This window comes from Mesobacillus sp. ABV4_180, from assembly GCF_056158485.1.
On record NZ_JBSWTJ010000001.1, the window covers coordinates 2,587,685 to 2,600,960 of the forward strand.

Genomic DNA, 13,276 nt, shown 5'->3' on the forward strand with positions numbered 1-13,276 from the left:
CTATCAGCAGCTATACGATCTCGATCGAATAAGGAGTCGATTGGTAGCGGAACCGCTATTTTCTTATACTCACCGACTGTCTTGGAAATCGTCATGTCCTGCCTGGCAATCAGGTGCCGAGTCTGCCGTCAATTAACTGAGTCTTAGCCACCTCTCTCACCGTTAAATAAAATTTCATCATCTTTCATATGAACCTTTTCTATAAAACTTTAAATATCCCTAATCCTCAGGTTCAAATCTTAAATTAACCTCTGCCAATTAAAAAATCTTTTCCCAAAAACAATCGATGCAATCTCGCGTGAAAATGTGCCTAATTTTGTCTTCCCTTGATTGTTAGTCAAAATAATGATGGTAAGATCACCGTCAATAAATCGAGCGAACTCAGCTTTGTGTCCTGCAAGCCCACCAGAATGCTGAATCATTTTATGATCAAAACTAATCTTATTATCGATAACATTCCACCCGTATCCATAATTAGCGGCGCCTAATGGAGCACTCTTCATGTATCCCGTCTGCATTTTGTCGGTTGCCACTTTACTTAATAACACGTGATTGTTAATTGCTTGATTGTATCTCTCCATGTCACTGACAGTACTAGTAACATCGCCTGCTGCAAATGTTAAGCTGTCGTGGAAGGTCCTTGTTGGTTTTTCCATATTTTCATATCCAACTGCATAATCAGCAGATCTGTTCAAGAATCCACTGCTATTCATATTGGCTTTATCAAAAATATTCTTTTCAACATAATCCTGATAGCTTTGACCGGAAACACTTTCAATGATTGATCCTAAAAGAAGATAATTGGAATTAGAATAAGCATATTTTTCACCTGGTTTAAATTCCAATTCTTTATTTTTAATCTGTGCGATTATTTCACTCGGTGTTTGTTCTTTTTCATTGTCAACCACTTTTAAGAGCTCTGGGATCCCGGAACTATGAGTAAGTAAATGATGAATGGTAATTTCATCTCCGTTCGGAAGACCCTGAACATAGGCTGATATTGGCTGTTCGATCGATAGTTTCCCCTCTTCTTCTAGTTGAAGAATACTAATTGCTGTAAACGATTTTGTTAGGGATCCAATCGGAAATACGGTGTCTATGGTGTGTTTAATGTTTTCTTCTTTGTTTGCAAATCCGTAAGCTTTTTGAAAAAGTATTTCATCGCCTTTCGCTACAAGAATCGTTCCGTTTAAATTTACATCGGCTGCTTTTCGATCAATGAATTCTTCCAAGTCAGCTTGAGAAGTGCTCCAAAACAAATAAAAGCCTAAACCAATCAATACCGCTGCCGCCACCTTCAAAAAAACCTTCACACGAACTCCCCCTAATAAATCAAAAAAAAATACAGGTAAGGCGTCTGGAAATGATTCAATCTGTTCTCATACATATGCTTGCTAACGCATTTCCATTCTCTCCATCTAGTTCTATTATACCAACGTGATGGAATATTACGGTAAATATTTGAAAGATAATCTAATTTACTATTCAAGGGAAGGTACATACTTTTCCCTATGGATAATCGTCACAAAACGGACACATTAATCCCTTAACCAACCTGTCCTTTAATCCTACCCCATCTGTATATAGACAGTGAAAGGGCGGTGCAAAATAATGACGATTAAATCAGGGGTCATTGAAGAATTTGAAGGGTATTCGCAATTTAGTTCGCTGGAGGAGTTCAACCACCATTTGGAGATGTGGATGGCTGCGTACAAGCGTGATTTTTCAAAGGGAGAGTTGGTTGGATTAAAGAGACTGTCCAGGTTTGCTGCTAAAGTTTCTGGCGTCAGCAACGCAAAAATTGGGACGATGCTGAAAGCGATTCATGAAGAGTACCACGAGCTCGGCATTTCCCGTTCCACATTTAAAAGGATGATCATCAAAGCAAGAGATCTAGGAATCTTCACCGTACATGAGACATCACGTAAGAACGGTTCACAGTCTAGCAATCTGTATGTATTCAATCGTTTTCCCAATAATGAACCACCGAAGAAGGAAAAATTGAACCACCATAATAAAACTATCATTCCTTCTGAAACTAATAATTTAAAGAGTAATAAACGTGAAGAAACAGCCTCTAGTGAAAATTCACAATCAAGCAATCTGTATGACCAAAATTCAGAAGCAAACCTTACCTACACACCAGAAGACCATCAATTCGTCAGCGACAGAATCCCAACGCCATTCGTGGAACTGGTGAAATGCTTCTTCCCAGCTGCAAAAACAATCGAGGAATTCTGGAGAATGACGACGATCGCAGCCTATAAAAATAACCAGGAGACCGAGACAGACACCATACTGTCCGTCTCCCTGGAATCATTCAAACAGCTTGTCCGTAAACTTAAATCAACGGTTAAGGTAAAAAATCCTGTCGCTTACTATACTGGCATCCTGAACAAGAAGTTCCAGGATATATATTTTGGCGAGCTTTTTGAAATGAGCTTTTGCATAATCTAATAATCATTTTTTATAATCAGACTTTACGAGAAAAATCAATTATCCGCCCCTCTTTTTCCAGCTAACTGGTATAATACCATATGGAAATACTAAGGGGGATAAAAAATGAAACTGGTTAAATTGATTCTTATCATTGCAGTTCTGTTATTACTGCTGATTTCATCACTAGCCGCTCCGATCGGTTTAATCGGTGTTGCCATCTATATTGCCGGTATGTGGCTCAATAACCAAAAGAACAAAGGAAAAAGTTACGCTGAAAAGCCTTGGATGTTCCTGACCCTTGGCGCCATCACGACCATTGTCCTGGTTATGATCTTTGTTGAGCCAGTTCCTGAAGATAAAACCGCTGATTTAAAATCAGAGCAGCATGCTAAGAAAGATGCTGAGAAAATGAAAAATGAGCAAATTGAAAAAGAGAAAGAAGAAGAAAAGGCAAAAGAATTAGCCGAGAAGAAGGCTAAAGAAGAAACAGAGGAAAAAGCGAAATTAGAGGCTGAGGCAAAAGCAAAAGCCGAAGAAGAAGCCAAGGCTAAGGCTGAACCTGAAGCGAAGGAAAAAGAGGAAGCATTACTCGCCAATCTTGGTTTGGAAGCAGTAACAGTTAGCCGTGTCGTTGATGGTGACACGATTGAAACAACCGATGGCCGTAAAGTACGATTCGTTGGCGTAAATACACCAGAATCCACAACAAGAAAAGAGACGTATGGAAAAGAAGCCAGCAATTACACGAACTCAAAACTAAGCGGCAAAAAAATCTGGATGCAAAAAGATGTCAGTGACACCGACCGTTACGGCCGTCAGCTTCGGATCATCTGGCTCGCCATTCCAACAAACGATATGAACGAATACGAAATTCGTTCAAAAATGTTCAATGCAGACCTCGTCCTGAACGGATATGCAGAACCATCCACCTTCCCGCCTGATGTAAAATACAGCGAGTACTTCGTGAAGTTCGCAAGAGAAGCAAGTGAAGCTGAAAAAGGACTATGGGCATTTGGAACAGAAGGAACAACCAAAGGTGACCTGGACACAAAAGCGTCTGCTAAAAATTGGACAACAGCCAGTAAACCTGCAACAACAACTACTAGCAAGCCAGCAGCAAGTACTTCCCAGCCGGCTCCAAGCACAACATCACCAGCATCAAGCAGCCAGCCAGAATACTTTGCTAACTGCACTGAATTAAGGAAAGTGCACCCTAACGGTGTACCTTCCACGCACGCGGCTTATCAATCAAAGATGGACCGGGATAAGGATAATTATGCTTGTGAAAGATGATCATAATAGAGAGCCTGAGGCTCTCTTTTTGTCTAACTAAATCGAAGAAAGATATTTATATCTCCGTTGTCAGTTTTCTTAATTTACTTAAAAGACGGTTAATTTCTTTTGTATTCTTTTCTCCAGATGTAATAACAGTTTTTCCTTTTCTGTCACTAAGTTGTTTAGATAATCAGCTTCTCATTCTGTTTTCTTCTAGTCTTTCAATATTCCAACCACATCTTCCATTTGTGAAACTACAATTCTATTCAAGCACCTTTTGTCCATCCTTAGACGAAGTATAGGAACATCTCATATAATTCCCTAACACACTCATAATTCACAATCAGGAACAATGCGATATACATGCTTCAAGCTTCAGCTCTTTTTTTCCATCGCCGATTGTTAAAATGGTTAAGCTCGTGCCGTAGATAAACGGCGGATCCCATACTTGCTTGATCGAAGCGTTTCGGCACAGGAGATAAAGCGTCTTGATTACGACTCCGTGAGTAACAATGAGCACATTTCCATCCTTGATTGTTTCTTCAAGATCCTCCAGGAACTGCTTAAGTCTTTGCTGTACTTGTAAAAATGTTTCTCCACCTTCACTAATATATGATTCAGGCTGGTTCCAGTAGGCATCGAAGGCTTTTGGATATTGAACTTTAATCTCCGCCTCCGTTTTCCCCTGCCACGGACCGAGATCAATCTCCATCAGCCTGTCATCTGTTGTTATAGGGGTTGGCCGCTCTCTTTTTACCAATCTTGCTGTTTCCAACGTTCGGCTGCTTGGGGAAGAGATGATTTGCAGAAATTCTGTATATTTTAGTCTTTCTCCCAATAAGCGGGCATCTTCTTCCCCTTTTGTTGTAAGTGCAGAATCCAGGCGTCCCTGACTCCTCTTCTCTTTATTCCATTCTGTTTCACCATGTCTGATTACATACAAATGAAGCACGGTCTCACCCCAAAAAGTTGATTTCATGAAAGTGCCGCCCTGCTAAGGAAGTCAACTTCGCATAGATAGATTCGGGATAGACGGCAATAAAACAGGTTGAAGGGCCTGAGGATTTGGTCATATCCAGGGTCGTTTCCAGATTCTCCTTCGTAAACTGTAAATCTGCAAAAAGGCCATTAAGTTCAAAGAGAATACCTTTCGAGCCAACCGGAATCGTCACAACATTTTCAAGCCCGCAAATCTGTTCGAAAACTGCTAATGAGACAACTCCACCTTCTATTTCGACCACTTCTGGTCCTACAAGCGGGAGGCCAATTACTGCTATTTTGGTTTGATTGTTGTACGTCAGCTTATCGATTGCTTTTCTTCCTCTCGTTTTCCCGAGTACGGTTATACCAACAGCAGACTGGTGTAAGGAAAAATTGCTCTCCGTGCTTCCCGTTATGCTTAAATTCGACTTCCCAAGCTCCGCTATGCCTTGTTCAATTCCTTTAAAGAGAGCCTTCCAGGCATCATCACCACAGAAGTTCTGCATGGTGACAGCAAATGGCTCGGCACCAGCACTCATGCACTCCATGACAGCGACCCTGAAAGAATAGTAAGCAACGGTTTCATAAGGCACTCGTAGTGCATCCATCTCCTTCAATCCGATTGAACCACTATTATCACTGGCAATAACGAGGTTTTCATCTTCATTAAACGGAATCATTAATACATCCCGCAATCGAAAACCCTCCTTTCAAGTAAGTTTCAGCTTCGCAAGCTCTGCCTATGTCTCCCTTGAGAAGGGCTGTGAGTGTTCCAACACTTTGGCGATCCTCGGTAATACAAGGAAAGCTAGCACTATATTTAAAACAGAACCTGCAAAAAGGGAGGGCACAATCGCGAGATAAAAAGCCTTTCCCATGAATACGATAAATGGAAGCAGCGCGGCAAAGCTGTTCCCAATGATAAATAGAATTCCGGCATACCAGCGTTTATCATTTTTATACAGCAAAGCAAACAGATAGGCCAACAGGGCCATCTCGCCAGCAATCAATATATGAAAAGGGCCGAGCGGCATTCCGCCAATCATAGCTGAAAGCAAATGGCCAAGACTGCCTGCTGCCACTCCTGCAGGTCCTCCAAACAAGCCAGCAGCCAGCAATGCAGGGAACGAATCCAATGCCACGCTACCGATATGCGCTGGTATTTTGATAGAAGCCCCTACCGCAGAAAGGGCGATAAGCATGGCGGTCCAGGACATCTTCCTACTCTTCACCCTGTTTTTCCTCCTTGCGCTTCCCTCCTCTGAAAACCTTGGCGCTGCGGACGTATTCAACATCCTTGAGGTTGAGACGGAAATTGATCACTCTGCCAAGGGCAAAGAAGTAATCAGACAATCTATTTAAATATTGAAGTGCCGTTTCTGAAACTTCCGGGTCAGCCTTCAGCAATGAAACAACTAATCTCTCTGCTCTTCTCGTAACCGTACGGGCAATGTGAATCGAAGCGGCAGCAAGAGCTCCTCCTGGTAAAATGAATTTTTCAAGCTTAGGAGCTTCAGCAATCAGTTCATCGATTTTCTTTTCAAGATACTCAACCGAATCCTTTGTCAGTTTCTGTTCCCTTGTCTTTGTCACATTGGCTAAATCTCCGCCGCAGTCAAAAAGTTCATGCTGGATTTTCTCAAGGTCCTCCAATACATCTTGAAAAATTAAAGGGTCCAGCTGGGTTACAGCCTGGCCTACAAAACAGTTGACTTCATCCACGGTTCCATACGCTTCAACCCGAATATCATCTTTTTCCACTCTGCCACCGATAATACTCGTTTGGCCTTTATCGCCAGTCCTTGTATATAATCTCATTTTCAAAACCCCTCTATTTTAGTTTTTGGCTGATTCCATACCATATGACATCTGCCCGCTCAGCAACAGACATAAGATCCTGGTAGACCCATCCGGTCATGTCCCGCCAGCTGCGATCCTCTGAAGCCATCGGAACAATCCCTTTTGATATGTCACAGCCTATTAAAATGATTTTTCGCTTGGGATACTGACCTTCCCACTCAATCCATTCACGTACTAATGACCGCCATTTTTGCCTGATTTCGACCGATTCCATGCTGCCAGTCCATTCCCTAAGCCAGACTTCCAACCCTTCGAAAACAACTATTTTCACATTGTCTGGGGAAGGAATGGGATCATTTTTATATGCTGAATTCCATAAATGCTCATTTTCGTCTAGTCCATATTGCTCCCTGACCCATTTAGATTTTCCATTAAAGGCACCTCCTGTAACGAAATGCACCGTTCTCCCCTCCTTAATCCCTCAATTTTCCAAAGTAGATCATAGCCATGACCATGAGGAATTCTCCATTCCCAAAAATCTTTCTTTTCCACTGCGTATCGGGCTAATAAATATCGGATCACACCGCCATGGGTTACTACCGCTGACGCTTTTAATCCGCGTTCAACGATGTCCTGGGCTATTTTACGCCAACCATCTTCCACCCGGTGAGAAAACTCAGAAAACGATTCTCCATTCGGTGGGATGACCTTGAAAGGTTCGGAAAGCCAATTTTGAAACATTGCCTGGTCTTTGAGTTGTTCATAAGTATGTCCTTCCCAATCGCCGAAATGCAGTTCCCTGAACTCTGGCACAATCACTGGAACGCTTTGAGGAAAAAGAGCCTTCACGGTTTCCCTGCATCTGCCAAGGTCACTTGAATAGACCTGCTCATAACAAACAGGAACCTCAGGAAAAACTTGCCCTGGGATCAAAGGAGAGTCCGTCCATCCAAGATATGCCTGGCGTTTATTTTCTTCTGTCACCCCATGGCGAAATAATGTAATAACCACATTGTCATCCACAGCAAAACCTCCGTCAATTCGACACTTGCGCCAAGGGTATCACCCGTCATCCCTCCAAACCATTCCATAATTTTCTTCCGAAGGAACAGGAAAATGAGAATGGCAGCAAGGACATAGCTGGCAAAGCAAATAGATAATCCTGTTAAAAATGAAGTTACGGCAAAAAGCAGAAGATAAACAGGGTAGATCCATAAAGTCCTTATTGATGAAGCATTTCTGAACAAAGCCCCAAGCCCTTCATTTTTAGCCGGGTTTACCAAGACGAGCAGGATGCCCATTAACATCTTGCTAACAAAAGGGATAGCAATTGCTAGCAGGTACGTAGCACTCTGGAATTTTGTAATAATTTCATATATAAAGAAGAATTTTGTACTTAACAGGACTATTACAGATAAGACTCCAAACGCACCTGTCCTCGGATCTTTCATGATTTCCAGCCGTTTATCTTTATCACCGTATGAGAAAAACGCATCACTGGAATCAATCCAGCCGTCGAGATGGATTCCACCGGTTACGATGATGGTTGCAAGCCAAAGTGCGAATGCAGCCGCCAGAGCGGAAAAGGGTGTCCATTCAACCATGGCATAAAGGATTCCTGCGTATATCCCTCCCTGCAGCAAACCTAGCAATGGAAATGTCTGAATCGCTTTCTCTAGGTGCTTTTTGTCCATCGGCAAAACGAACCGAATTGGAATCGTTGTAAAAAATTGCAGGTTAATTAAAAATCCCTTAATCCAACTCATGTCTCGTTCTCCATTTTTCGGATATTTCCTTCAGCTTGTCCCAATCGACGTGACGCTTAAAATGGGCCGCCAATTCATCGTACTTCTGCTCCTTTAGCCTGCTGATAAATACGGGTTCGCGATCAGGCAGGCCTTTAGCCTTGTGAATTGAATTGAGCCAGTGATTTCTCCATTCATCATTGTGGAAAAGATGGTGCAGGTAGGTGCCAATGATGCGTCCATCTTGTCCATAATAGCCTTCCTCCTTGCCATCCTTTAGCAATAGAAATCGCTGACATTCCGATGAGAGCACGGTTTCACCCAGATGGATTTCATAGCCTTCAACTGACAGATTTAATCCTGTTCCCGGGTGAACTGCCGCTTTTGTTTGAACCGTTGTCTTGTTTGGTAAAAAAGTCGTCTCTGCCGGGATGATTCCCAGTCCCTCTTCTTGGGTAGAGACCAAACCAGTATCACTTCCATAAGGATCAAAGAGCTTCTGGCCGAGCATTTGATAGCCGCCGCAAATACCAGCTATAAAACCGCCTTTAGCCGCATAATGAACGAGCCAGCTGTTAACCCCTGCTGTCTTGAAATACTGAAGATCCCGGATCGTGCTCTTTGTACCAGGCAGGATGACGGCATCCGGGTCACCCATTTCATCCATTCTGCTAACCCAGCGGATCGAGACATCCGGTTCAAAATACAAAGGTTCGATATCACTGAAGTTTGAAAGGTAAGGAGGCTTGATCACCACAATATCCAGACCAGACTTGTACATTGAAGCAGGTATGGATAAAGAATCTTCTCCGTCAATCATATGGTTCTCGAGGTGCGGAAGGACACCAAGAACGGGAATGCCCGTCTTAGACTCCAGCCATTTTACGCCATCCTCGAACAAGGCCACGTCCCCGCGAAATTTATTGATGATCAGCCCTTGCACACGTGACTTTTCTTCAGGCGTCAGAAGTTCTAGAGTGCCGATGATGCTGGCAAATACCCCTCCTCTGTCAATATCAGCCACCAGTATTGCAGGTGCGTCAGCAATTTCGGCCACCTTCATGTTGACAAGCTCCCGATCCTTCAAATTGACTTCTGCCGGGCTCCCTGCCCCCTCCATGACAATCAGCTCAAACTCTTGAGCAAGTATTTCAATAGCCGTATGAATTGCCTGAAGTCCCTGTTCGTAAAAAGCATCCCGATACGTCTTTTCTGACATCGTATCGATTGCTTTCCCAAAAAGGATAATTTCTGCCTGCTGGTCCGGCCTGGGCTTCAGCAGGATCGGATTCATCATGACAGTTGCTGCTGTCTTTGCAGCCTCGGCCTGAATTCCCTGTGCTCTGCCGATTTCTTTCCCTTCTATGGTTACATAGGAATTATTGGACATGTTCTGTGACTTGAACGGCGCGACCAGAATAACTTCATTGGCATATGCACGGCAAATAGCTGTCGCAATCAGGCTCTTACCCACATCTGAAGCTGTACCAAGTATCATGATTCCTTTCATAGTCTACTCTCGCCCTTCATCAAAATCGGAATTCCTGCCTCCACTAAATAAGCATCATCGCACTCTTTTACGAGTGCTTGATGAAGCAGGCCAAGTACCTTTGAATAAGAAAAAACCAGCCCTTGATCCGCCATTGGTTCCCAAAGGAGCTCATTGCTGACTACAATTGTCGCTCTGGCCTGGTTCACTACTTGTTTAATCTCACCTAAAATCTTATGGTAAATAGTTTCCGTGAAGTCCTTGTCCTTCCACCGGCCTTCCTCATGAAAAAATTCGTTATTCAATAAGGTTGTCAGGCAGTCGAGCAGAACGATATCCTTTTTCGAAAGTACACTTGAAAGCGGGGAGAGATTCCTGGGAATCTCCCAAGTCCTCCAATGTAAACCGCTGTATTCACGGTCCTGTTGGTGGCGCATGATTCTTTCCTTCATTTCCTGATCGCTTGGCTGGCCTGCAGCGACATAGTGCAGCTGCCCGGATATTTGCTCTTTCCAAATACCTGCAAGTATTTCGGCAAAACGGCTTTTTCCGCTCCGGACACCACCGCTAATAAAAATTAAAGACGACTTCTCAGCCATTCATCAACCGCCTCCATCAATTTGTCATTATCGCTGCGTCCCTTGATGGCAAATCGGAGCCATCTTCCCTCAAGTCCTGGAAAATTCATAGTGTGTCTCGGGATAACCCCTCTTTTAATCAGGTATTGCAAAAAAGGAAGCTGATCATTAATAGAAAAGTCCTTCAGTAAATAAAAATTGATCCGGGAAGGTGAAACCTGCAGGTTCCGCTCTTGATAAAACTGAAATAGTCGCTGTCTTTCTTGTTCGATTAAAGTAATGGTTTCCGTTATGTATGATTCACTATCGAGACACCATTCACCTGCCTTTAGTGCAATGGCATTCGTGCTCTAATGAGGCTGGAACGCAGCAACCCTCTTGATCACAGTTGGATCAGCCAGCAAATAGCCTAGTCGCAGGCCAGGGATGGCAAACATTTTTGTCATCGACCTGATAATTAGTAAATTGGGATAATCATTTATGTACTGGGCAATAGGTTCATTTTCCGGGAGAAAATCGTAAAAAGCCTCATCGACAATCAAAAGACATTGGTGCCTTCTGCACTCCTCCAACAAGTGTTGAATAACAGATTTGGGATAGTAGACACCGGTCGGATTATCAGGATTGCAAAGAAATAAAGCATCCGCGTTTTGAAGTTTTCCACTTAAACCATCATCCGTCCATTCCCACCTGTCTGACTGCAATTGATGGTTCTGGTTCTGGACCTGGCACCCATTCACCAGGCACGCTTCTTCATATTCAGAGAATGTTGGCTGGACAATGACCGCCTTTTTCCCTGCAAACATCCGGCCGATTAAAGAAATGATTTCGGCGCCGTCATAATACTCTGGATAAAGGCTTCCTCTGTCAGCTCACCGTTCACGAATACCCAGGTATTGATCGGTTCCAGGCGACTTTTCATAAGAATTCTGACCGCTTCTAGACGCTTCAACAGCATTTCCTACACCTGCGGTAACAACGATAAAAACCGAGAACCCATTTTCCTGGTACAGCTTAAAGCTGACATCCTCCAATATCACCGCTGTCATCATCCCCACTGTTTTGACCGGGTCGAATCCATGCTGCTTTAGATATTGCACCATATCTTCCCGGTGGTCGCTGCAGTCATAATCCTTGTTCACATGCCGATTTTCGAAGGTACTGTACCATCCGGTTCCCGAGCCGACTACACCTGAAGACATCGTTTTTAATAGTATAGGAGATTCTAAAACAACGAACTCTTCAGAACTTTGTAGAAGCCCTTGACCAATAATCACTTGCTCTGCTCCTTCTGAAAGAATTTCAGGAAACAACGTTGACTGGGAAGCGGGAATTTCACTGGCGAAGAACTCATTATTTAAAAATGTCCGGGTAAACAGCTTTTGCAAGCTCCTCTACTCCCTCTGTCAGCCTCGGTCCCGTACGCGTAACCTTATCAGAATGGACATCGACTACACGATTTTCTTTTACAGCGGTGATATTCTGCCAGCCTTCACGGCTTGTTACATTTTCAACAGGGTCTGGCGTATAGTATCCATGAGTCGTGACGATCACCTGTGGATTGCTTTTAATGATCGCCTCTGTTTCCATCTTTGGCCAGCCTTCCTCTGTTACCGTGTTTTTTGCATTGATGATCTGAAGCATTTCATCAATGAAGGTATTTTTGCCAGGGGCATAAAGTTCTGGCGCTGGTGATACTTCAACAAACACCGTTTTTTTGTCTTTCTCTTGAATAGCCTGGGCTTTTGTTTTGATGTCTTCCACTTTCTTCTTCATATCAGCTATTAACGTTTCCGCTTTTTCCTGCTTACCTGTAGCGGTACCAATCAAACTGATTGTTTCATATACTTCCTCGAATTTTGCAGCATCGTTAATGACAAGAACCGCAATCCCCGCATCTCTTAGCTGCTGTAGTCCAGCTTTGCCAGTTTGCGCACTGGATTCATGTGCCAGGACAAGATCAGGCTTTAAAGAAATAATCTTCTCAACATTGAATTCCATTCCGCCAATCTTCTCTTTTTTTGTTGCTTCTTCTGGATAATTATCAAAATCAGAGACGCCAACAATTTGTTCTCCCAAATCCAACCCATAAGCAATTTCCGTGTTACTCGGCATCAGGGAAACGATTTTTTCAGGCTTCGCTTCAATGTTGACTTTTTGTTCCATAGCGTCAGTGACTGTGACAGGGAATTTCGTTTCTACCTGCTTTGCTGTTTCATTCTTCGATGCAGTATCTACCTTTTGCTGATCAGGGCTACTGCATCCTGCCAGCGCAAAAACTGTTAATAAAAGCGCAACTAAAAATGCATTAAACTTCTTCATCTCTCATTCCTCCGAATCATCTTTTCAAATCTTAATTAATCATTACACTCATGCTTGTCTGCAAACACTTTCATTACGCGTATCCTATGAACTATCAGTCTATCAAACTAAAAAAACACCTCCATAATGTACATGGAGATGTTTGTATCGGTTCCTCTAACAAAAAGCCAGAATCCTTCCAAACACCTCCTATCCTCGTAGGTTGTGGCGCGAAGAATCAGGCAGGTCTCCTGGCTCATGGTCATAGCTTTCAAGCACCTTCCCATACTTAGTACAGTGGCATTTGCTTGAAGCTCCCATTTACAGTGGCGGGACCGCGTTGGATTTTAACCAACTTCCCTATTAAGTCTATAAACGGCCAAGCCGTTTATAAGACACCAGATTCTTAATGTATAAAATTTTCCGCTGAATTTCATTATACACAAACAATGTCGACAGAAGGAATGATTTGTATAAAATTCCCGAAAAATTTTTATGTGGAATGGTAATCAACTCACCGATGGAAAAGTTTCCCCAGGTGGGATTATTACTTTATTTAGCTTTTAGGTAGCCATTTTGAGATTCTTCACCTGATTATGGGGGATCCTCATATCACTACGACTTGAATGCAAGGTAATTTTGCCGGCTCAAAACACAACCGCACCTTC

General features: G+C 43.0%; 14 protein-coding genes, 1 pseudogene and 1 riboswitch. Of the genes and pseudogenes, 2 read left to right on the forward strand and 13 right to left on the reverse strand.

The annotated features are described in order from the left end of the window. Window positions 1-239: 239 nt before the first annotated feature. Entirely contained in the window at window positions 240-1,313 is a 1,074-nt protein-coding gene (locus ACXAEA_RS13230; RefSeq protein WP_475096352.1) for a serine hydrolase domain-containing protein, read from the reverse strand. A 298-nt stretch (window positions 1,314-1,611) separates the two neighbouring features. Between ACXAEA_RS13230 and ACXAEA_RS13235 the strand changes: the two genes are divergently transcribed. Together ACXAEA_RS13235 and ACXAEA_RS13240 are read left to right on the forward strand one after the other, a co-directional pair. Continuing rightward, window positions 1,612-2,457 carry a hypothetical protein gene (locus tag ACXAEA_RS13235; protein ID WP_475096353.1) on the forward strand — a complete coding sequence of 282 codons (846 nt, stop codon included), beginning with the start codon at window positions 1,612-1,614 and terminating at the stop codon, window positions 2,455-2,457. A gap of 105 nt (window positions 2,458-2,562) precedes the next feature. Beyond that, window positions 2,563-3,732: a thermonuclease family protein gene (locus tag ACXAEA_RS13240; RefSeq protein ID WP_475096354.1), complete on the forward strand. Its 1,170-nt coding sequence runs from the start codon at window positions 2,563-2,565 to the stop codon at window positions 3,730-3,732. Between the two features lie 325 nt (window positions 3,733-4,057). Here the strand turns inward: ACXAEA_RS13240 and ACXAEA_RS13245 are convergent, their stop codons facing one another. The 12 genes and pseudogenes from ACXAEA_RS13245 to ACXAEA_RS13300 all read right to left on the reverse strand — a co-directional run bounded on the left by ACXAEA_RS13245 (window position 4,058) and on the right by ACXAEA_RS13300 (window position 12,629). After that, complete coding sequence (locus ACXAEA_RS13245) at window positions 4,058-4,693, reverse strand: histidine phosphatase family protein (RefSeq protein WP_475096355.1); 636 nt, start codon at window positions 4,691-4,693, stop codon at window positions 4,058-4,060. Continuing rightward, window positions 4,671-5,390 carry an ATP-binding protein gene (locus ACXAEA_RS13250; protein WP_475096356.1) on the reverse strand — a complete coding sequence of 240 codons (720 nt, stop codon included), beginning with the start codon at window positions 5,388-5,390 and terminating at the stop codon, window positions 4,671-4,673. Before ACXAEA_RS13250 ends, ACXAEA_RS13245 begins: the two co-directional genes overlap by 23 nt. Window positions 5,391-5,435: 45 nt before the next feature. After that, window positions 5,436-5,927, reverse strand: coding sequence for an ECF transporter S component (locus ACXAEA_RS13255; protein ID WP_475096357.1), 492 nt, complete (start codon window positions 5,925-5,927; stop codon window positions 5,436-5,438). After that, complete coding sequence (locus ACXAEA_RS13260; RefSeq protein ID WP_475096358.1) at window positions 5,917-6,513, reverse strand: cob(I)yrinic acid a,c-diamide adenosyltransferase; 597 nt, start codon at window positions 6,511-6,513, stop codon at window positions 5,917-5,919. The genes ACXAEA_RS13255 and ACXAEA_RS13260 overlap by 11 nt, the downstream gene beginning before the upstream one ends. 13 nt (window positions 6,514-6,526) lie before the next feature. Continuing rightward, window positions 6,527-6,955 (reverse strand): bifunctional adenosylcobinamide kinase/adenosylcobinamide-phosphate guanylyltransferase, encoded by a 429-nt coding sequence (locus ACXAEA_RS13265; RefSeq protein WP_475096359.1) that lies wholly within the window; start codon window positions 6,953-6,955, stop codon window positions 6,527-6,529. Then, window positions 6,889-7,518 carry a histidine phosphatase family protein gene (locus tag ACXAEA_RS13270; RefSeq protein ID WP_475096360.1) on the reverse strand — a complete coding sequence of 210 codons (630 nt, stop codon included), beginning with the start codon at window positions 7,516-7,518 and terminating at the stop codon, window positions 6,889-6,891. The genes ACXAEA_RS13265 and ACXAEA_RS13270 overlap by 67 nt, the downstream gene beginning before the upstream one ends. Continuing rightward, window positions 7,476-8,261 (reverse strand): adenosylcobinamide-GDP ribazoletransferase, encoded by a 786-nt coding sequence (cobS, locus tag ACXAEA_RS13275; RefSeq protein ID WP_475096361.1) that lies wholly within the window; start codon window positions 8,259-8,261, stop codon window positions 7,476-7,478. The genes ACXAEA_RS13270 and cobS overlap by 43 nt, the downstream gene beginning before the upstream one ends. After that, on the reverse strand, window positions 8,248-9,750 hold the full coding sequence (locus tag ACXAEA_RS13280) for a cobyric acid synthase (RefSeq protein WP_475096362.1): 1,503 nt from the start codon (window positions 9,748-9,750) through the stop codon (window positions 8,248-8,250). The genes cobS and ACXAEA_RS13280 overlap by 14 nt, the downstream gene beginning before the upstream one ends. Then, entirely contained in the window at window positions 9,747-10,328 is a 582-nt protein-coding gene (locus tag ACXAEA_RS13285) for a bifunctional adenosylcobinamide kinase/adenosylcobinamide-phosphate guanylyltransferase (RefSeq protein WP_475096363.1), read from the reverse strand. Before ACXAEA_RS13285 ends, ACXAEA_RS13280 begins: the two co-directional genes overlap by 4 nt. Further along, window positions 10,307-11,134: pseudogene (locus ACXAEA_RS13290) on the reverse strand (aminotransferase class I/II-fold pyridoxal phosphate-dependent enzyme). Before ACXAEA_RS13290 ends, ACXAEA_RS13285 begins: the two are co-directional and overlap by 22 nt. A 45-nt stretch (window positions 11,135-11,179) precedes the next feature. Next, window positions 11,180-11,695 carry an adenosylcobinamide amidohydrolase gene (locus ACXAEA_RS13295; RefSeq protein ID WP_475096364.1) on the reverse strand — a complete coding sequence of 172 codons (516 nt, stop codon included), beginning with the start codon at window positions 11,693-11,695 and terminating at the stop codon, window positions 11,180-11,182. Next, a complete protein-coding gene (locus ACXAEA_RS13300; protein WP_475096365.1) occupies window positions 11,661-12,629 on the reverse strand; it encodes a helical backbone metal receptor in 969 nt (322 codons plus the stop codon). The genes ACXAEA_RS13295 and ACXAEA_RS13300 overlap by 35 nt, the downstream gene beginning before the upstream one ends. Window positions 12,630-12,832: 203 nt before the next feature. After that, window positions 12,833-13,026, reverse strand: a riboswitch (cobalamin riboswitch). Between the last annotated feature and the right edge of the window lie 250 nt (window positions 13,027-13,276).